Below are 16,499 nucleotides of genomic sequence, written 5' to 3'. Positions count from 1 at the left end.
GGCGGCACTGCCGTCGCCGGCGCTTGAAACTAATGAATGACAGTTGTGTCGGCATGAGTGTTCAGTGAGCGGGTGAAATAGTTCACAATAATGTCGTGAATTGAGTCTCCCGAGGCCTTTGGACGGTCTATAATTGACCGCCGCAGACATAGACAAGGATAAGCCTATGCGCGCTGTAATCACGATTTCCCTGCTGGTGGGGGTACTCGCAGGATGCGTTGCCACCTCCCCCCGCAACCTGGTCCAGTCGGGCCTTGCTGATACTCACCTGGGCTGGCAGCCGGCACCGGAAAACCAGCTGGCTTTTTCCCTTGCCACCGCTTCGGGTATTGCCCGGATCGAGCTTCGGCCCCTGCCGGGTGAACTCGAGGTCCTGACCCTGGACATGCCGGGCATGGAAAAGGTGGAGGGAGTCCAGTGGCTGGGCAGCGATGGCGGTCACGCCATGCTCTTCAGCGGTGTCCCGGAGGCGACGGGTGTTACCCTGGAACGCAAGCCCCGGGGATTCCGGCTGGTAATCGCCGGGGAGGCCCTGGAGCTGATTCGCGGCGGCGGTGTGCTGACCGTGATCGATTACTACCGGGGCTGACTGCCGGTGTTGGGTCCCCCGGTCGCTTTCCGGTCTTCCCCAGCGGAGCCTGTGCTGGCACCAGTGGCAAACCCCAGGCCCTGCGGCCGTATCAGGTAGAGTCGCGGCCAGTACTTGCCGGTCACCCACAGCGCATTGCGCTGGCGATCCCAGGCAATCCCGTTGGCGACGGTGCCCGGCTGACGCACGTCGGGTTGCAGGGCCGTCAGGTCCACCTGTCCCCGCACCTCGCCGGTTTCCGGATCGATGGCGATAATCCGGCTGTCCTGCCAGATATTGGCCCACACGAGTCCGTGGGCATACTCCAGTTCATTCAGGTGCGACCAGTCGCCATCCCCGCCGTGTACCTGGAGGCGGCGCTTGATGGCGAACGTGTCCGGGTCGCGGAATGTCAGCTCGTCACTGCCGTTGCTCATGATCAACAGCTCGCCATCGGTGGTCAGGCCCCAGCCTTCACCGGCGTAATGGCGGGTGCCCAGCCGCGACAGGTCGTCGCTGCGGTAAACCTGTAATTCCCCCGCGCGCCAGGTCAGCAGGTAGAGCTTGCCGCCCAGCACTGCCAGTCCCTCGGCAAAGCGGTTGGCCGACAGCCACTGGCGCCGTACCGGCGACTTGCCCGGATCGGTATACTGGGCCAGCCATGACTGCCCGTAGCGGCCACTGCTCTCCCACCAGCGCTCACCATCGTAGTAGAGCCCCTGGGTAAAGTGGTCGGTACCGCGATCGCGCTGCTCCAGCAGTACATAGTCGCGCTGCGGTACTGGCGATTCGGCCATCACGCCGCCAGCGAGCAGGGCGGCCATAAGTGTAATCAATCTTCGCATCAGAACTGGCATATGACCCGAATAAAAGCGTTTATCACCCTGACTCTCCTCGGTGGCCTGGCGGTGGTACTTCCCATCGTGATTTTTGCGCTCCTGTTCCAGTGGCTGTTTGGCCAGGTCAGTGACCTGGTGGCGCCAGCGGTACAGTGGCTGGAAGCGCATACCCGGTTAAAGGATACCCTCGCCAGGCTGGTGGTAATAGCCGTGATACTGGGTGCCTGTTTCCTGATCGGGCTGGCGGTCAAGACCAGCGTGGGTCGCTGGCTGCACCGCCACCTCGACCTGTGGCTGGGACGGCTGGCGCCCGGCTATAACACCATCAAGGACCTGGTGCTGCAGTTTATCGGCGGCGGTGGCGGGGAGGGGGTATTGTCGGGGCAGGTGGCGCGGGTGCGGATCCACGGGATCGATAATCCGCTCTCGGTCACCGCGATCGTCACCTCCCGGCACGACAACGGCGATTACACCGTCTATGTCCCCACCGCACCGGTGCCCACCTCCGGGTTTGTATTCCATGTGCCGCCGGCATGCGTGGAGTTCCTGCCGCACGTGAGCGTCGAGGCCGCAATGAAATCGATTGTTGCCTGTGGTTCCGGCAGCGGTGTGTTGTTGGCGGAGGCCAGTACTTCCGGAAACGAGGCCGCTGCCGGTACCGCTGTGCGGGAGTGATCTTCGGGGTCAGCCGTCGCGGTTCCTGCCCAGGGCGCGAATCGCAAACCGCGCCGGATGCAGGGCCCTGGCCAGCCCTGCGGTCACCGGCAGGGGGTGTCCCAGCAGCCAGGCCGATACCGTCTCCGCTGCCAGTGGCGCATAGGTAAAGCCACGGGAGCCCAGTCCCCCCAGTACAAACAGGCCCGGGTAATAGGGCGTGGTGTGGGGAATCAGCTGCTTGCGGTTTTTACGCAGGGCAGCATAGCTCTCCCCCAGTGCATCCCAGCGCGGCACCGGGCCCGCCATCGGCAGGTAATCCGGCGTGGCGGCACGTACCGCGGCGCGTCCCTCCAGGTGCTGTGGCGCAAATTCCCGGGCCACCCGCGGCAGCATGCCCGCCAGGGTCTCCAGGTTTTCCCGGTGTTCGCTTTGCCGGGTCTCCGTTGCGGTCTCGCGGAGTTTGAAGGTGGCGCCGAAGCTGTGCCAGCCCCCGGCGGCCGGCGCAACATAACCCTCTCCGCAAAGCACCCGCTGCAACCTGCGCGAAGATTCGCCCTCGGCGGCCCGGGAAACCTGGCCGCGAATCGGATTCAGGGGCAGGGGAGCGGTCTGTGCAAAGCCCGCCAGGCCGGTTGCGCTGCAGACTACGACGGCACCGGCATGGTGGTCGTCCTTCCCGGCACGCAGGGTCCAGCCACCGCGGTCGTCTCCTTCCAGAGTGTCGATCCGGGTATTGCATTGCAGCTGGATATTTTCGTGAGCGAGCAGGGTCTCGCAGACCCGGCGCGGCTCCAGCCAGCCGCCCCCGGGGAAATACAGCCCGCCGAAGTCCAGCGGCAGTCCCGCCAGTTCACCGGCCTCGCGGTCGTCCACCGGCCGGGCCAGGCCCGTCGCATCGTGATGGCGCAGCCAGACTGCCACCTGCGCCTGCAGTGCGGCTTCTTTTTCTGTCTGCGCCAGTTGCAGCATACCGCAGGGGTGGAACACACCTGGGCAGTAACGCCGGTAGTAACGCAGTGCGAACATCAGCGCATGCAGGTTGAAGTCACCGTTGGGTCCCGGTTTGGGTGAAAGCTTGGCGTACAGGATGCCCTGGTCATTGCCGGACGCACCCGCCCCGGCGTGGTCGCCCTGCTCGAACACCAGCACCCGCCGACCCTGTTCCGCCAGGTTCCGGGCCACCGCGGCGCCGGAGATACCGCCACCGATCACTGCCACGGCAGCGGCCCTATCGCGGGGGGATTTCCCCACTGGTGGCAGATGCCACGGGGTTGCCGAAAACCCTGGTGCGGCCCCTGCAGCACTGGTGAGGCGGCCGCGCAGCATTTCGCGCTTGCGGCCGAAGCCGGGTACCTTCTCGATCCCGAAGCCGACATCCTTCAGGCCGCGCTTGACCAGCCCGGCGCAGGTAAAGGTGGCGAAGGTGGCCTCCGGATGGCTGAGGGCGCTGATCTCGCGAAACAGGGATTCGCTCCACATGGCGGGATTCTTGGACGGGGCAAAGCCGTCCAGGAACCAGGCGTCTACCTGCCGGTCCCGTGCCGGGTCCTCCAGTCGCAGGGTGCGAAAGGCTTCGCTGGCCTCGCCGATTACCAGGGTGAGGCTCACCCGGTCGAACAGCAGGCGGTGTACACCGGTAGCCAGCAGGGGCGGATAGGCCTCCACCAACTGGTCGGCATAGGTCGCCAGTTGTGGCCATAGCGCCAGGGCCCGGGACAGGTCGCGGGGATGGAGCGGGTATTTCTCCACGGAAATGAAATGCAGGTGCGCATCCGCCGGGGCTGTTTCTTCCCACAGTGCGCGGGCGGCGAGGAAATTGAGCCCGGTACCGAAGCCGGTCTCGCCGATGGTGAAGGTCGCGGATGGCGGCATTTCCCGCCAGCGTTCCCCGAGCCCGTTCTGCTGCAGGAATACATAGCGGCTCTCTTCCAGGCCCGAGGCACTGGAAAAGTAGACGTCGTCAAACGCGCGCGAGAGTGGCTGGCCGTCTTCGCGCCAGGCGATCTCCGCGTGCCCGCTGCCGCGCCGGTCCGTCACTGCTGCAGCCCGAACTCGCGCATGACCTGTTCGCACCAGCGGGCAATGCGGTCTTCCGACAGGTCGAATTCGTTTTCCTCGTCCAGGGCCAGGCCGACAAAGTGGGTCCCATCGGCTGTCAGTCCCTTGGACTCCTCGAATTCATAGCCTTCGGCGGGCCAGTAGCCCACTGCCCGCGCGCCCTGTGCCACCAGCTGGGCGTGCAGGTAGCCCAGGGCATCCTGAAACCATTGCGGGTAGCCCTCCTGGTCCCCCAGGCCGAACAGCGCGACGGTCTTGCCCTGCAGGTCCAGCCCGGCCAGGTCCTCCCAGGCTGCCTCCCAGTCTTCCTGGAGCTCGCCGTAATCCCAGGTGGGAATGCCGAAGATCAGGAAGTCGTACTGTTCGGCGAGGCGGATATCGTCTTCGGCCACATTGTGGAGGTCGATCCACTCGGCGCCGATGCGGTCACGGATTTTCTCCGCGGCCATTTCGGTGTAACAGGTGCTGGAGCCGTAAAACAGTCCGATAGGTGCAAGCATGTTCCGATTCAATTCTGTGTCATTGGGCGCCGGTAAAACCCAGCTGGCGCCAGGCCTCGTAAATTACGATGGCCGCGGCGTTCGACAGGTTGATACTGCGGTTTTGTGGGCGCATGGGGATTCGCAAAGTGTTTTCCGGGCCGGCGGCGGTGAGAAAATCCGCCGGCAGGCCCCGTGTCTCCGGGCCGAACACGATGGCATCGCCTTCGCGGTACTGGATTTCAGTGTGGGGGCGCTGGCCCCGGGTGGAGAGCGCCAGAACCCTGGGCGGCCGCTCAGTGTCCAGAAAAGCCTGCCAGTCGCGGTGTCTGACGACGCGGCTGTATTCGCCGTAGTCGAGGCCCGCGCGCCGCAGGCGTTTGTCGTCCATGGTAAAGCCCAGCGGCTCGATCAGGTGCAGCTCTGCGCCGGTATTGGCGCAAAGGCGGATGATGTTGCCGGTATTGGGGGCTATTTCTGGCTGGTACAGGACGATCTTGAACATTGCGTCTGCTTGTCGGCGGCGTCATTGCGACCGGCACGGGACTCCGGCCCCGGGAAGGGCCGGCCCCTTCGAGGCGCGGATTATTTCACAGTTACTGGGGGGAGGCGATCTCCTCGCAGTCGATTTCGACCCCGAGTTCGTCCGCTATGCTGTCCAGCTCGTCCTGCAGGCCGTCCAGGTCCATATCGCCCGCTACCTGGATCACGCACTCGGCGGTAAACAGTGGCTCACCGCTCCAGGGCGTGCTGTCATAGCCGGTATCGAGCTGTTCCATGTTGATATGCCGGGCCGCAAGGGCGCGGGAGATCTCCCGCACGATGCCCGGGCGATCGTTGCCCACCAGCTTGAGGGTCAGTGTCTGCCGGTCGCCGGCAGCCACCGCTGACGCTTCCTCGATCTGGAGCTTGTAGCCCTCGACGGACAGCGCTACCAGGGCATCCTTCAGTGGCTGGCAGGAGTCGCTGGGCACGCTGACCCGCAATATGCCGGCAAACTTGCCGGCGAAGTGCGCCATGCGGCTGTCCTCCCAGTTACCGCCCTTATCCGCGATAACCGCAGAGAGTTTCTCCACGACACCGGGCTTGTCGTCACTGATGAGGGATATCACGAGATGCTGTTGCATGGCAGGGTCCTTCAGGTTAATTCCGTAAGCTGGCGCCCGATCTGTCAGGCCATCGGCATGCCAGCGGCCATTAGTATGGGCCAGCCGGCCGGGTTACACTCAACCTATTGTAGCGACTGGCGGCGCGCCTGATAACTGCCCGTGCCTGGCAGGCGCCGCGCCGGTCCGTGACCGCAACCGGGATTGACCAGGAGGACCGGAAGATGAAAGTCCATGCGGACCTGTGTGTAATACCCATTGGCGTCGGCGTGTCTGTCGGTGAGTATATTGCGGAGTGCCAGCGGGTACTGGAAGAGGCGGGGCTTGAGCATCGCATGCATGCCTACGGCACCAATATCGAGGGAGACTGGGACCGGGTGATGGCGGCGGTAAAACTTTGCCATGAACGCATCCACAGGATGGGAGCGCCGCGTATCAGTACCAGTCTCAAGTTGGGAACCCGTACCGATCGTGCACAGTCTTTACAGGATAAACTCGACAGTGTGGAATCGAGGCTGGACAGCTCGGGCCACTAACTAGATTCTGCATCAATCCCGTGACCGTACTTGTGGCAACGGGGTTGCCTGGAGAATTCTTGGAAAACAACTCACAGGAGGGGGTTATATGAAGATAAAAGATTTGTCAGCCGGGTTGGCATGTGCTGCGCTGCTACTGGGCGCCGTTGGCTGCACTGAGAAAGAGAGTGTGGATGGCCAGGAGATGGAGAGCATGCAGGCCACCGATAATGGTGGCATGGAGAGCGCCACCGAAAATGGTTCGATGGAGCAGCCGGCGGACTCCGGCAGCGATGCGATGGGTGGCGGGAATCTCGACGCGGTGATCGCCGGCGACCAGCGCACACCCAAGAATGCCGAGCGCGACCAGTTCCGCCATCCGGCCGAGACCCTGAAATTCATGGGTATCGAGCCCACCATGACCGTGGTGGAAATCAGCCCGGGCGGCGGCTGGTACACCGAAATCCTGGCTCCATACCTGAAAGATTCCGGGACCCTTTACGCGGCACATTTCCCGGCGGACAGCGAGGTCGGCTACTTCAAGAAATCCCTCAAGGGTTTCGAGGAAAAGGTGAAGGGCAACAGCGACGCCTATGGTGCCATCAAGATGGCCGAATTCGACCCGGCCGATGGTTCGCTGGAAAATGTGCCCGAGGGCAGTGCCGATGCCGTGGTGACCTTCCGCAACGTGCATAACTGGATGGGCGGCGGCAAAGAGCAGCAAGCCTTCAATAACTTTTTCGCCGTGCTGAAGCCCGGCGGCGTACTGGGAGTGGTGGAGCATCGCGCGAAGCCAGGAACCAGCAAGGAAGATATGAAGAAAAGCGGCTATGTCACCCAGGACTACGTCGTGGAACTGGCGGAAGGGGCCGGCTTTGTGCTGGAAGAGGCGAGTGAAGTCAACGCCAACCCGAAAGACACTGCGGACCACCCGAAAGGTGTCTGGACCCTGCCACCGTCCCTGCGCCTCGGTGACGAGGACCGGGACAAGTACCTGGCGATCGGCGAAAGCGACCGCATGACCCTGCGCTTCCGCAAGCCGGCCGAGTAAACCCGGCCCCGCAGCCGGCACCGGGAATCCCCGGTGCCGGTATTGTTCTTCAAGTAGTTTTTACCAGCAGTATTTACCACTCCCCATGATTATTCCCCACCAGCAACTGGATCCCGGCACCCTGCAGAACCTGCTCGAGGAATACGCGACCCGCGACGGCACCGATTATGGTGAGCGTGAAGTGAGCCTCGAAGACAAGGTGGCGAGCCTGCGCCGGCAGCTGGTGTCGGGCGATGTGGTGATCTGGTTCGAGCCCGGCGATGAGTCGGTCAACCTGGTACTGGCACAGGACCTGCCGGCCGATGAGTGAATACCTGGTTGACTCCCCGACCGGCACACCAGTGGCCCGCTACCTGTTTGCCCACGGTGCCGGCGCGCCCATGGACAGTGATTTCATGGTGGCGATCAGTGCGGCGCTGGCGGGGCGGGGTATTGAAGTGCTGCGCTTCGAGTTCCCCTATATGGCCCAGCGGCGCCATGGGGGCACGCGCCGGCCGCCCAACCCGGTCGCGCAGTTGCAGGAGGATTTTCGCGAGGTGCTCTCGGAAGTGAGCGCACGCGACCCGCGGCTGCCGCTGTTTATCGGCGGCAAGTCAATGGGGGGGCGCGTCGCGAGCCTGCTTGCCGATGAATCATACGCGGCGGGTAACATTGCCGGGCTGGTGTGCTTCGGCTATCCGTTCCACCCCCGCGGCAAGCCGGAAAAGCTGCGCACCGGGCACCTGCTGGAGATGGCCTGCCCGGCACTGGTGGTGCAGGGGAGTCGCGATCCGCTGGGAAGCCGGCAGGAGGTGGAAGGGTATGGGCTGGCGCGGCAGATCCAGGTGGGCTGGCTTGAGGATGGTGACCATGATTTCCGGCCGCGCCGCGCCAGCGGTTTTACCCGGGAGGGACACTGGCAGGCGGCGGCGGATGCGGCTGCCGATTTCATCCTGGGTTGGGTTTCCCGGGATTGATACGGGGCTGCATTGCCCCGTGCGTTACCCCGGGCTCGGTGCCGTGTCTTACTCCGCGGCTTACCCCTCGATTTACTCGGCGCCCTCGAGAATGGTGATGCGCTCGGGCTCGGACAGCAGCGGGCCGAGCAGTGACATCTGCGCGCGGCGGTCCTCGCTGGTGTACCAGTGCTGCCAGTGAATCTCTGACTGCCACTTGGACAGGGTGAAACGCCGCAGCGGATCCTCCTTCGACTGGTAGGTGTGGCCTTCGATAAAGCCCACGGTGCGATATGCGTGGGTCAGCAGTTTGCGCGCCGCCTCTTCATAAGTGCTGCGCATATCCTCGGCGATGTGTCGCTCGATCAATACGTAGATCATCTTCTCTCTCAGGTTGCCCGGTTAGCCGGCAGGGGCAGGGTAGTGTGGATTCTATCGCGGTCACGGACCAGTCGGCCGGGCATATTGGCCGCGGAAGCGGGCAAATTTGCAGGTGACGACCCGGCGGAAATTTCCGACAATAGCACCATGAATTCAGATCATACCCTCGATGCCCGCGGCCTGCTGTGCCCCGAGCCTGTCATGATGTTGCACTCCGCGGTACGCAAGGTCGCGCCCGGCGAGGTGCTGCAGGTTATCGCCACCGATCCCTCCACTCAGCGGGATATACCCAAGTTCTGCCAGTTCCTGGGGTATGAGCTGGTGGAGCACCGGGAAGAGAACGATGAGTTCTATTACTGGATAAGGAAGGCGGGGGACTGAGGCGGGCGGTCCGGGACCGCCCGCCTGCCGTGTTAAGGGTTGGTGACCAATGCCGCGATGGCCGCGAGGGCTTCGGGGTCCTCGGACTTGATCTTGTTGGCGATGTGGTGCTGGAAGAAGTAACGGAAATCCGTCGCTTCCTGTGCCGGGTACAGGCACAGGTCCCCGGGCAGTACCGGTGTGGTCACCACGCTGTCGTGGTCGATCAGCATGCCGTGGATCTCACCACTGGCGTGGAGGCGCCAGCTGACCACTTCGGTAAGGGTCAGGTTCTCGCGCGGCTCATCCATGAATACCGCGTGGGTGCCGATGGTATCGGGTATTTCCTGCATCACCTCGTCGGCCTTGTTGCTCTCGTACTCGAAATACTCCGCCGCAGTCTCCAGCTCGACGATCTTGTGAATGGGGGGCTCGTGGAATATCTCCTCGATTCCCGGGTCGTAATAGCCTTCAAAGCGTCCGTCCAGAGGGTCCTTGATCTCGGGGCACGGGACAATGGAGTTTAACCAGGGGACGAGACCTACAATCTCGCCATTCGCCTTGAGGCCCCAGCACAGGATTTTCAGGCTGTAGAGGTCAGAGCCGCTGGAGCTGTTGGAGTAGAGCATTTCCAAGCCATCGAGCTCCGGCGAAAGGCGGATAAAGCGCCTGCTCGCTGAAGTTTCGATCGGCTCGCCGGTGAAGAGGTCAACCACGTTGGAATCACTGTGGTCGGTCATGGAGCACCTCCTTGCAGGGCCGGTTGTGGTGCCGGAGGGCGTTTTTACTGCTTGTTCCCCCCATGAAGGACCCCGGGCCGGGCGGGCGCCATTACCGGAGTCCCTGCTACTAAAGGTATATGCTGGTATCACGAAATACAACCAGCGTGATGGTCCCCGGCCGGCGCCGCTGCCTTTCCGGAGGCGGCTGAATGCCCCGGGTGCCGCGTATCCCTGCAGCCGGAGGGCAATACGTGCCCTTGAACTGCGCTGCGCGGTTGCTATAGTCCGCGGCTTTCCAGTAAACCTGTATTGTGGAGCCGCCCGTGACCGCTGAGTCCCGAGCTAATGCCTATCCCCTGGCCGACCCGGTTGCGGCGCGCATTGTCGCTGTATTCGACCAATGCTTCGCGGCCCCGGACGGACTCAACACCCGTCTCTGCGGTGGCTGCGAAGAGCCTTTTTACCGCCCGGCGGGAAGCGGCCGCAGTCACCACCAGATCGAGTTCACCCGTGATTACCCGGCCAGCGCCCTGCATGAAGTGGCTCACTGGTGTGTCGCTGGCGCCGCGCGCCGCCTGCAGCCGGATTACGGCTACTGGTATGCCCCGGATGGCCGCACCCTGGCGCAGCAGCAACTGTTCGAGAAAGTGGAGGTGCGGCCCCAGGCGCTGGAGTGGATCTTCGCCCGCGCCTGCGGCCTGAAGTTCCGCATCAGTGCCGACAACCTGGAAAGCGGACTGGGTCCCAGTAGGGAGTTCCGGGAAAACATCTGGCGGCAGGCGCGCGACTACTGTTGCGGGGGCGTCAATGAACGCGCCGGTCGGTTCGCCCGTGCACTGGCAGTGGAATTCGGGCGACCGGACCCATTCGCCGTCGACCTCTACCAGCTGGAGCATCTTTTGTGAGCGAATTTCCCGGCGGCCGCGCCCAGGGCAGCACCCTGCTGGTGGATGCTTCGGTTTATATCTTCCGCTACTACTTCGCGCTGCCGCCCAACTGGGTCAGCAGCGCCGGCTACAGCACCGAGGCGGTATACGGTTTTACCAACTTTCTACTCGACCTGCTGGCGCTGCGGCCCGCGCGCATCGCCTGCGCCTTTGACGAGTCCCTGGGCAGCTGCTTCCGCAACGAAATCTACCCGGATTACAAGTGCAGCCGGGCCCTGCCGGACGAGGCACTCGCCTTCCAGCTGGTGGCGTGCCGGGAGATGGCAGAGGCGCTGGGGATTGCCAGTTTTGCCAGCGAACGCTACGAGGCGGACGACATCCTGGCCACTCTCACCTGGCTGAGTCGTGAGCACAGGCCGGTGATCATCAGCCGCGACAAGGACCTGGGCCAGCTGCTCGATCGCGGTGCAGTGTCCCTTTGGGATTTCGCCGCCGATCGCCATATGGATGCGGCCGCGCTGACCGCGCGTTTTGGTGTGGCACCCGGCCAGATTGCCGACTTCCTGGCCCTGGTGGGGGATCCGGGGGACGATATCCCCGGTGTGCCGGGGGTCGGGCCCAAGACCGCCGCACAGCTCCTGGCCCATTACGACAGTGTCGACGCGCTACTGGATAATCCTTCCGGGGTGGCGGACCTGCCCGTGCGCGGGGCGAAGGGGCTGGCGCTGAAGCTGGCGGAATACGCCGGGCAGATTGCCATGGCCCGGCGCCTGGCAGCCCTGGAAGAAGGGGTGCCACTGGCCAGCAGCGCCCGCGACTTGTGCTGGCGCGGCGCCGACACCGAATTGGCGCAGGCACTTGCGGACGAGTTCGGTATCGGCGGCCTCAAGGCTAAAATCGGGCGGATACTTGCCGCCAGTCCCGGCGAATTAACAGAAAACAGGGAGACCGTGTGAGCCAGAGACCGCTGAGTATCGTTGCCGACGAGAATATCCCGGCCGTCGAGGAGTGTTTCGGTGACCTGGGAACCATCACCCGGGTAGCCGGCCGCAACCTGCAGCCGGCCCAGCTGGTGGATGCGGATATCCTGCTGGTGCGTTCCGTGACCCGGGTGAACAGCGAACTGCTCACCGGCTCGCCGGTGCGCTTCGTGGGCAGCTGCACCATTGGCACCGATCACCTGGATACCGACTGGCTGGAACGCCAGGGGGTCGCCTGGAGCGCGGCGCCGGGCTGCAATGCCAACTCGGTGGTGGAGTATGTCTTCTGTGCACTGGCGGCGCTGGGCGCGGACTGGCGCCGGCGCGACTTCGGCATCGTTGGCTGCGGCAATGTGGGCGGGCTGTTACAGCGCCGCCTCCACACGCTCGGAATCGACTGTGCCGTCTACGATCCCTGGCTGCCCGACAATCCCGACGCCGCTTCACTGCACACCGTCCTGGAGCGGGATGTGGTCTGCCTGCACGCGCCGCTGGTGCGTGGCGGTTCGCATCCCAGCCATCACCTGCTGGGTGCAGCGGAGCTGCGGCTGTTGCGGGATGACGCGGTACTGGTGAGTGCCGGCCGCGGGGCGGTGGTGGACAATCGCGCGTTGCTCGAGCGCCTGCGCGCTGGCAATGGCCCCATGACGGTGCTGGACGTCTGGGAAAACGAGCCCGATATCGACCTGGAACTGCTCCGGCAAGTGGATATCGGCACACCGCATATCGCCGGTTACAGCCTGGACGGCAAGCTGGCGGGCACGCGCATGGTGCGCGCCGCCCTGGACCGTTTCCTGGGCATTGCCGGGGCCGGCACCGCGCCAGAGGATGATCACCGGGCCACGGCAGCCGGCCGGGTGCTGGAAACGCCTGCCGCCCGGGGGTTCGGGGCCATGGCGGAACTGTTGCTGCAGGTCTATGACCCCCGCGCCGATGACCGGCGCCTGCGGGCGGCGGCGGAGCGGGCGGCTGCAGGCGGAGAGCCAATGAGTCTCGGTTTTGACCGCCTGCGCCGGGAGTACCCGGAGCGGCTGGAATTCTCGCACTATCGCATCGATGACGCCGGACCCGGGGAAGGGGAACGGCACCAACTGGCAGTACTGGGATTGTTGTGAAACTGAAAAAACTGGGACTGGTAATCAATCCGTGGGCGGGGGTCGGCGGCCCAGCGGGGCTGAAGGGTAGCGACGGCGCCGAGACGGTGCAGCAGGCGCTGGAAGCCGGGGTGGAGCCCCAGGCGCAGAAGCGGGCGGCCACGGCCCTGGTTGGGCTGGCCGACTTTCGCGACCGGCTGGAGATTCTCTGTTTCGCCAACGATATGGGTGAAACCGTGGCCCGTGATGCGGGATTATCCGTGACGGTGGTGGGGGAAGCCGCAAGCGAGCCAACCACCCCCGCAGACAGTGAGCGCGCCGCACAGGTGATCCGCGACAGCGGCGCCGACCTGGTTGTATTTGTTGGTGGTGACGGCACGGCGCGCAATATGGTCAATGCCCTGGGGGATGACTTCCCGGTGCTGGGCATTCCTGCCGGGGTCAAGATGCACTCGGCCTGTTTTGCCATTTCCCCGCGCGCCGGCGCCGAGGTGTTACGCCGGCTGATGGCGGGGCAGCTGGTGGACCTGCGCGAGCGCGAAGTGCGCGATATCGATGAGAAATCCTTTCGCGAGGGCCGGGTGAGTACCCGCCATTACGGTGAACTGCTGGTGCCGGAAGAGGGGCATTTCCTGCAGGCGGTCAAGAACGCCGGCCGCGAGGTTGAAGAGCTGGCGGTGGCGGATATCGCCGCCGATGTGGTAGAGGACCTGGACCCGGAAACCCTCTACATCGTCGGGCCCGGCTCCACCACCCTGGCAATCCTCGATGAGGTGGGTTGTGACGGCACCTTGCTGGGGGTGGACCTGTTGCTCGATGGTGCGCTGGTGGCAGAGGACATTGGTGCGGCGGAAATCGAAGCGGCCATCGAGGGCCACCAGGGCCCGGTAAAAATTATCCTCACCGCCATCGGCGGCCAGGGGCACCTGATTGGGCGGGGCAACCAGCAGTTTTCCCCCGCAGTACTGCGTGCTGTGGGCAGGGACAACCTGATTGTGGTGGCCACCAAGACCAAGATAACCGAGCTGGGCGGGCGGCCACTGCTGGTGGACAGCGGCGATGCCGGGCTCGATGAGCAGTGGAGCGGGTTTATCCGGGTGATTACCGGTTACCGGGATGCAATTCTCTACCCGCTCAGCAATGGAGAATTTGAATGATCAGCGCCGATTGGGGACCCCTGCTGGAACAGGTGGTGGAAAAGCTCGAGCAGGACAGGGCCGCCGGCAATCGAGACAGTCGCCGGCTTTTCCACGGGCGCGGCCGTCGCTGGCCTGGGCTGGAGCAGGTGTGTGTGGACAGCTTCCACCCGGCAATGCTGGTGACCTTCTTTGAGCCCCATGAGAGCGAGGAGGCGCTCTGCCAGGCGTTATGGGCGCTGGCTGGGCCCCATGGCTACCGCGGTGTGGCCGCCCAGCGGCGCTACCAGCAGGGTGCGCCGGTAGAGTGGCCCTGTGGCCTGCCGGTGGCCGAGCCTGTGGCCCGGCGCGGCGAACTGGCTTTCCCACTCACCTTTGCACGCCAGAACGTAGGGTTTTTCCTCGATATCGAGCCCGGCCGGCAGTGGTTAGAGCAGCAGGTGCGGGAGCAGCTTGCGGCAGGCGCTGACCTGAAGATGCTCAACCTGTTCGCGTTTACCTGTGCTTTCTCGGTGGTGGCGCGGGCCTGCGGTGAACTGAAAGTGGTGAATGTGGACCTGAACGGCGGTGTCCTCAAGCGGGGCCGGCAGAACCATGCCTTCAATGACCTGCCGCAGAAAGGGATCCAGTTCCTGAAAATGGATGCGCTGCGGGAGTTCGATCGCTTTGACCGGCGCGGCCCATTCCAGCTGGCGGTGGTGGACCCGCCCACGCGCCAGAAGGGCCGCTTCGACGTCAATGAGCACTATGCAGAGCTGTTGCCCTTGCTGCCCGCATGCCTGGCAGACGAAGCCGATCTGTTGCTGGTGATGAATTCGCCCGGGCACAGCGAGCAGCTGTTCCGTGAGATGATCGAGCGTGCCGACGCACGCTACGAGATCGTGCGGCGTTTGCCACAGAATCCCGACTTCCCTGATCGCGATCCGGATGCGGCACTGAAAATGCTGCATGTGCGTTTTCGCCGCTGACCTTCCCTGTTGGCTTTCCCCTGAAGCCGGCCCCGCGTCAGAGCAGGGCCATCTCACGCATCAGGTGTTCCATCAACTCCTGTAGCTGGGGGGAGGAACCGCTGCGCACAACCTGGTCCAGGCGCTGTGCGTTGCTGATCCCGTCGCCGTCGCGGCGCACCAGCAGCAGGAAAGCGCTGTGGGTGAGACTCGCCTCCTCCACTGCCTCCTGGCGCACCAGCTGGGTGAAATGGATATAGCCACTCTGCTTCAGCCAGGTCATGGCACCCAGGCAGGCCAGGTGGCGCGGTGAGTGCAGGCCGAATTCGTCCGGGGTATCGGGCCCCGCAATATCCTCCACATACACCGTCGACGGTGCGGGAAACTGCAGGAACAGGGCCAGCAGGGTGCGGCCGGCATCGCGGTAAAAATCGTGTATGTGCAGGTCGTCCAGCATATCCAGGCTTCGGTTTATCCCGTGTAACGCTCGAGGAAGTTGCCCAGCCGGCCAATGGCGTCGGACAGGTCGTCGACGCGGGGCAGGAAGACAATGCGCAGGTGGTCGGGTGCGTCCCAGTGAAAGGCGCTGCCCTGTACCAGCAGGATTTTCTCCTGGCGCAGGAATTCCAGCACCAGTTGCTCGTCATCCTTGATGCGGTGGCGGTCCAGGTGTATCCGCGGGAAGAGGTAAATGGCTCCCTTCGGCTTTACGCAGCTGACCCCGGGGATGTCGTTCAGCATATTCCAGGCCAGGTCACGCTGCTGGCGCAGGCGGCCGCCGGGCAGTACCAGGTCGTTGATGCTCTGGTAGCCCCCCAGGGCGGTCTGCACGGCGAACATCGCCGGTACGTTGCCGCACAGCCGCATGGAGGAGAGAATATCCATGCCCTCGATAAAGCCCCCGGCCCGGTGGCGGGCACCGCTGACAATCATCCAGCCAGAGCGGAACCCGGCCAGGCGGTAGGACTTGGACAGGCCATTGAAGCTCAGGCACAGCACATCCTCGGCCAGGCTGGCCATGGGGGTGAACTCGGTGTCGTCGTACAGGATCTTGCTATAGATCTCGTCGGCGAAGATCACCAGGTCGTGCTGGCGCGCCAGTTCCACTATTTCTTCCAGCAATGCGCGCGGGTAGACGGCTCCGGTGGGGTTGTTGGGATTGATGACTACAATTCCCCGGGTACGCGGTGTTATCTTTGCCCTGATGTCGTCGATGTCGGGTAACCAGTCCGCCTGTTCGTCACAGCGATACAGGACCGGGTTGGCGCCGGTGAGATTGGTGGCTGCCATCCACAGGGGGTAGTTGGGCATAGGCAGCAGGAGTTCATCGCCATCATTGAGCAGAGCCTGGGTGGCCATGGAAATCAGTTCGGATACACCATTGCCCAGGTAGATATCATCGATATCGACATTCGGGATCCCCAGGGTCTGGCATTCCTGCATGATGGCCTTGCGGGCGGCAAACAGCCCCTTGGATTCCACATAGCCCTGGGCGAGGGACAGGTTGTGAATGACATCCTGGATAATTTCATCGGGCGCGTCGAAACCGAACGGGGCCGGGTTGCCGATATTCAGCTTGAGGATGCGATGGCCTTCCTCTTCCATCCGGTAGGCGTGCTCCATGACCGGGCCACGGATTTCGTAACAGACGCCGTGCAGCTTTTCCGATTTCAGAATGTCCTTCATGGTGAGTCAGGTAATCCTTGGCAAGGTGCTAAACGTAGGATGTTGCTCACAGGCGATGATGATGGCCGGGCGGGCCGGCATCACCCGTATGCGGGGTT

General features: G+C 63.7%; 21 protein-coding genes. 12 read left to right on the top strand and 9 right to left on the bottom strand.

The genetic code is table 11. The features are described 5' to 3' along the window. The first annotated feature begins 166 nt into the window (after positions 1-166). Positions 167-589: a hypothetical protein gene (locus LVE68_RS03640; RefSeq protein ID WP_233005679.1), complete on the top strand. Its 423-nt coding sequence runs from the start codon at positions 167-169 to the stop codon at positions 587-589. Here the strand turns inward: LVE68_RS03640 and LVE68_RS03635 are convergent. Then, positions 577-1,392: a glutaminyl-peptide cyclotransferase gene (locus LVE68_RS03635; protein ID WP_233005678.1), complete on the bottom strand. Its 816-nt coding sequence runs from the start codon at positions 1,390-1,392 to the stop codon at positions 577-579. The genes LVE68_RS03640 and LVE68_RS03635 overlap by 13 nt on opposite strands. A gap of 33 nt (positions 1,393-1,425) precedes the next feature. On the opposite strand from LVE68_RS03635, the gene LVE68_RS03630 reads away from it, so the two are divergent. Next, positions 1,426-2,082 carry a DUF502 domain-containing protein gene (locus LVE68_RS03630; protein ID WP_233005677.1) on the top strand — a complete coding sequence of 219 codons (657 nt, stop codon included), beginning with the start codon at positions 1,426-1,428 and terminating at the stop codon, positions 2,080-2,082. Positions 2,083-2,091: 9 nt separating this feature from the next. Here the strand turns inward: LVE68_RS03630 and mnmC are convergent, their stop codons facing one another. The 4 genes from mnmC to LVE68_RS03610 form a co-directional block, all read right to left on the bottom strand. Beyond that, positions 2,092-4,101, bottom strand: a complete 2,010-nt coding sequence (mnmC, locus tag LVE68_RS03625; RefSeq protein WP_233005676.1) for a bifunctional tRNA (5-methylaminomethyl-2-thiouridine)(34)-methyltransferase MnmD/FAD-dependent 5-carboxymethylaminomethyl-2-thiouridine(34) oxidoreductase MnmC — start codon at positions 4,099-4,101, stop codon at positions 2,092-2,094. Continuing rightward, on the bottom strand, positions 4,098-4,622 hold the full coding sequence (fldB, locus tag LVE68_RS03620) for a flavodoxin FldB (RefSeq protein ID WP_233005675.1): 525 nt from the start codon (positions 4,620-4,622) through the stop codon (positions 4,098-4,100). Before fldB ends, mnmC begins: the two co-directional genes overlap by 4 nt. A 19-nt stretch (positions 4,623-4,641) precedes the next feature. Then, complete coding sequence (gene trmL / locus LVE68_RS03615; RefSeq protein ID WP_233005674.1) at positions 4,642-5,106, bottom strand: tRNA (uridine(34)/cytosine(34)/5-carboxymethylaminomethyluridine(34)-2'-O)-methyltransferase TrmL; 465 nt, start codon at positions 5,104-5,106, stop codon at positions 4,642-4,644. A gap of 91 nt (positions 5,107-5,197) precedes the next feature. Next, on the bottom strand, positions 5,198-5,728 hold the full coding sequence (locus LVE68_RS03610) for a glycine cleavage system protein R (RefSeq protein ID WP_233005673.1): 531 nt from the start codon (positions 5,726-5,728) through the stop codon (positions 5,198-5,200). A 203-nt stretch (positions 5,729-5,931) separates the two neighbouring features. On the opposite strand from LVE68_RS03610, the gene LVE68_RS03605 reads away from it, so the two are divergent. From LVE68_RS03605 to LVE68_RS03590, 4 genes are all read left to right on the top strand, one after another. Continuing rightward, the gene (locus tag LVE68_RS03605) at positions 5,932-6,243 is read left to right on the top strand and encodes an MTH1187 family thiamine-binding protein (RefSeq protein WP_233005672.1); all 312 of its coding nucleotides are present in this window, start codon (positions 5,932-5,934) and stop codon (positions 6,241-6,243) included. An 88-nt stretch (positions 6,244-6,331) separates the two neighbouring features. Further along, positions 6,332-7,273 (top strand): class I SAM-dependent methyltransferase, encoded by a 942-nt coding sequence (locus LVE68_RS03600; protein ID WP_233005671.1) that lies wholly within the window; start codon positions 6,332-6,334, stop codon positions 7,271-7,273. Positions 7,274-7,358: 85 nt separating this feature from the next. After that, positions 7,359-7,583: a YheU family protein gene (locus LVE68_RS03595; RefSeq protein WP_233005670.1), complete on the top strand. Its 225-nt coding sequence runs from the start codon at positions 7,359-7,361 to the stop codon at positions 7,581-7,583. After that, on the top strand, positions 7,576-8,229 hold the full coding sequence (locus tag LVE68_RS03590) for an alpha/beta fold hydrolase (RefSeq protein WP_233005669.1): 654 nt from the start codon (positions 7,576-7,578) through the stop codon (positions 8,227-8,229). Before LVE68_RS03595 ends, LVE68_RS03590 begins: the two co-directional genes overlap by 8 nt. A 72-nt stretch (positions 8,230-8,301) precedes the next feature. Here the strand turns inward: LVE68_RS03590 and LVE68_RS03585 are convergent, their stop codons facing one another. Then, on the bottom strand, positions 8,302-8,589 hold the full coding sequence (locus tag LVE68_RS03585) for an antibiotic biosynthesis monooxygenase family protein (protein WP_233005668.1): 288 nt from the start codon (positions 8,587-8,589) through the stop codon (positions 8,302-8,304). 147 nt (positions 8,590-8,736) lie between these two features. Between LVE68_RS03585 and tusA the strand changes: the two genes are divergently transcribed. Continuing rightward, the gene (tusA, locus tag LVE68_RS03580) at positions 8,737-8,970 is read left to right on the top strand and encodes a sulfurtransferase TusA (protein ID WP_233005667.1); all 234 of its coding nucleotides are present in this window, start codon (positions 8,737-8,739) and stop codon (positions 8,968-8,970) included. 32 nt (positions 8,971-9,002) lie between these two features. On the opposite strand, the gene LVE68_RS03575 is transcribed toward tusA, so the two are convergent. Continuing rightward, positions 9,003-9,689 carry a hypothetical protein gene (locus LVE68_RS03575; protein WP_233005666.1) on the bottom strand — a complete coding sequence of 229 codons (687 nt, stop codon included), beginning with the start codon at positions 9,687-9,689 and terminating at the stop codon, positions 9,003-9,005. A 305-nt stretch (positions 9,690-9,994) separates the two neighbouring features. Here LVE68_RS03575 and LVE68_RS03570 point away from each other — a divergent pair, with 305 nt between their 5' ends. Genes LVE68_RS03570 through LVE68_RS03550 form a run of 5 tightly spaced genes read left to right on the top strand, consistent with a single transcriptional unit; the run spans position 9,995 to position 14,736 of the window. After that, positions 9,995-10,576: an elongation factor P hydroxylase gene (locus tag LVE68_RS03570; RefSeq protein ID WP_233005665.1), complete on the top strand. Its 582-nt coding sequence runs from the start codon at positions 9,995-9,997 to the stop codon at positions 10,574-10,576. Further along, complete coding sequence (locus tag LVE68_RS03565; protein WP_233005664.1) at positions 10,573-11,514, top strand: 5'-3' exonuclease; 942 nt, start codon at positions 10,573-10,575, stop codon at positions 11,512-11,514. The genes LVE68_RS03570 and LVE68_RS03565 overlap by 4 nt, the downstream gene beginning before the upstream one ends. Next, the gene (locus LVE68_RS03560) at positions 11,511-12,653 is read left to right on the top strand and encodes a 4-phosphoerythronate dehydrogenase (protein ID WP_233005663.1); all 1,143 of its coding nucleotides are present in this window, start codon (positions 11,511-11,513) and stop codon (positions 12,651-12,653) included. Before LVE68_RS03565 ends, LVE68_RS03560 begins: the two co-directional genes overlap by 4 nt. Next, positions 12,650-13,789: an ATP-NAD kinase family protein gene (locus LVE68_RS03555; protein WP_233005662.1), complete on the top strand. Its 1,140-nt coding sequence runs from the start codon at positions 12,650-12,652 to the stop codon at positions 13,787-13,789. Before LVE68_RS03560 ends, LVE68_RS03555 begins: the two co-directional genes overlap by 4 nt. Next, the gene (locus LVE68_RS03550; RefSeq protein WP_233005661.1) at positions 13,786-14,736 is read left to right on the top strand and encodes a class I SAM-dependent methyltransferase; all 951 of its coding nucleotides are present in this window, start codon (positions 13,786-13,788) and stop codon (positions 14,734-14,736) included. Before LVE68_RS03555 ends, LVE68_RS03550 begins: the two co-directional genes overlap by 4 nt. A gap of 37 nt (positions 14,737-14,773) precedes the next feature. On the opposite strand, the gene LVE68_RS03545 is transcribed toward LVE68_RS03550, so the two are convergent. Both LVE68_RS03545 and LVE68_RS03540 read right to left on the bottom strand, forming a co-directional pair. Further along, positions 14,774-15,172 carry a hypothetical protein gene (locus LVE68_RS03545; protein ID WP_233005660.1) on the bottom strand — a complete coding sequence of 133 codons (399 nt, stop codon included), beginning with the start codon at positions 15,170-15,172 and terminating at the stop codon, positions 14,774-14,776. A gap of 14 nt (positions 15,173-15,186) precedes the next feature. Continuing rightward, complete coding sequence (locus tag LVE68_RS03540) at positions 15,187-16,401, bottom strand: pyridoxal phosphate-dependent aminotransferase (protein WP_233005659.1); 1,215 nt, start codon at positions 16,399-16,401, stop codon at positions 15,187-15,189. Positions 16,402-16,499 lie beyond the last annotated feature (98 nt).

The sequence above is a fragment of the Microbulbifer sp. YPW16 genome, from assembly GCF_021290385.1.
Taxonomy (GTDB): Bacteria; Pseudomonadota; Gammaproteobacteria; order Pseudomonadales; family Cellvibrionaceae; genus Microbulbifer; species Microbulbifer zhoushanensis.
Note: the sequence above shows the minus strand (reverse complement) of the source record. Positions and strands in the feature narration are given on the sequence as shown.

Excerpts from the sequence above, each read along its gene's own strand:
- LVE68_RS03640 (WP_233005679.1), top strand. The coding sequence starts at position 167 with ATGCGCGCTGTAATCACGATTTCCCTGCTGGTGGGGGTACTCGCAGGA.
- LVE68_RS03635 (WP_233005678.1), bottom strand. The coding sequence starts at position 1,392 with ATGGCCGCCCTGCTCGCTGGCGGCGTGATGGCCGAATCGCCAGTACCG.
- LVE68_RS03630 (WP_233005677.1), top strand. The coding sequence starts at position 1,426 with ATGACCCGAATAAAAGCGTTTATCACCCTGACTCTCCTCGGTGGCCTG.
- fldB (WP_233005675.1), bottom strand. The coding sequence starts at position 4,622 with ATGCTTGCACCTATCGGACTGTTTTACGGCTCCAGCACCTGTTACACC.
- trmL (WP_233005674.1), bottom strand. The coding sequence starts at position 5,106 with ATGTTCAAGATCGTCCTGTACCAGCCAGAAATAGCCCCCAATACCGGC.
- LVE68_RS03610 (WP_233005673.1), bottom strand. The coding sequence starts at position 5,728 with ATGCAACAGCATCTCGTGATATCCCTCATCAGTGACGACAAGCCCGGT.
- LVE68_RS03605 (WP_233005672.1), top strand. The coding sequence starts at position 5,932 with ATGAAAGTCCATGCGGACCTGTGTGTAATACCCATTGGCGTCGGCGTG.
- LVE68_RS03600 (WP_233005671.1), top strand. The coding sequence starts at position 6,332 with ATGAAGATAAAAGATTTGTCAGCCGGGTTGGCATGTGCTGCGCTGCTA.
- LVE68_RS03595 (WP_233005670.1), top strand. The coding sequence starts at position 7,359 with ATGATTATTCCCCACCAGCAACTGGATCCCGGCACCCTGCAGAACCTG.
- LVE68_RS03590 (WP_233005669.1), top strand. The coding sequence starts at position 7,576 with ATGAGTGAATACCTGGTTGACTCCCCGACCGGCACACCAGTGGCCCGC.
- LVE68_RS03585 (WP_233005668.1), bottom strand. The coding sequence starts at position 8,589 with ATGATCTACGTATTGATCGAGCGACACATCGCCGAGGATATGCGCAGC.
- tusA (WP_233005667.1), top strand. The coding sequence starts at position 8,737 with ATGAATTCAGATCATACCCTCGATGCCCGCGGCCTGCTGTGCCCCGAG.
- LVE68_RS03575 (WP_233005666.1), bottom strand. The coding sequence starts at position 9,689 with ATGACCGACCACAGTGATTCCAACGTGGTTGACCTCTTCACCGGCGAG.
- LVE68_RS03550 (WP_233005661.1), top strand. The coding sequence starts at position 13,786 with ATGATCAGCGCCGATTGGGGACCCCTGCTGGAACAGGTGGTGGAAAAG.
- LVE68_RS03545 (WP_233005660.1), bottom strand. The coding sequence starts at position 15,172 with ATGCTGGACGACCTGCACATACACGATTTTTACCGCGATGCCGGCCGC.
- LVE68_RS03540 (WP_233005659.1), bottom strand. The coding sequence starts at position 16,401 with ATGAAGGACATTCTGAAATCGGAAAAGCTGCACGGCGTCTGTTACGAA.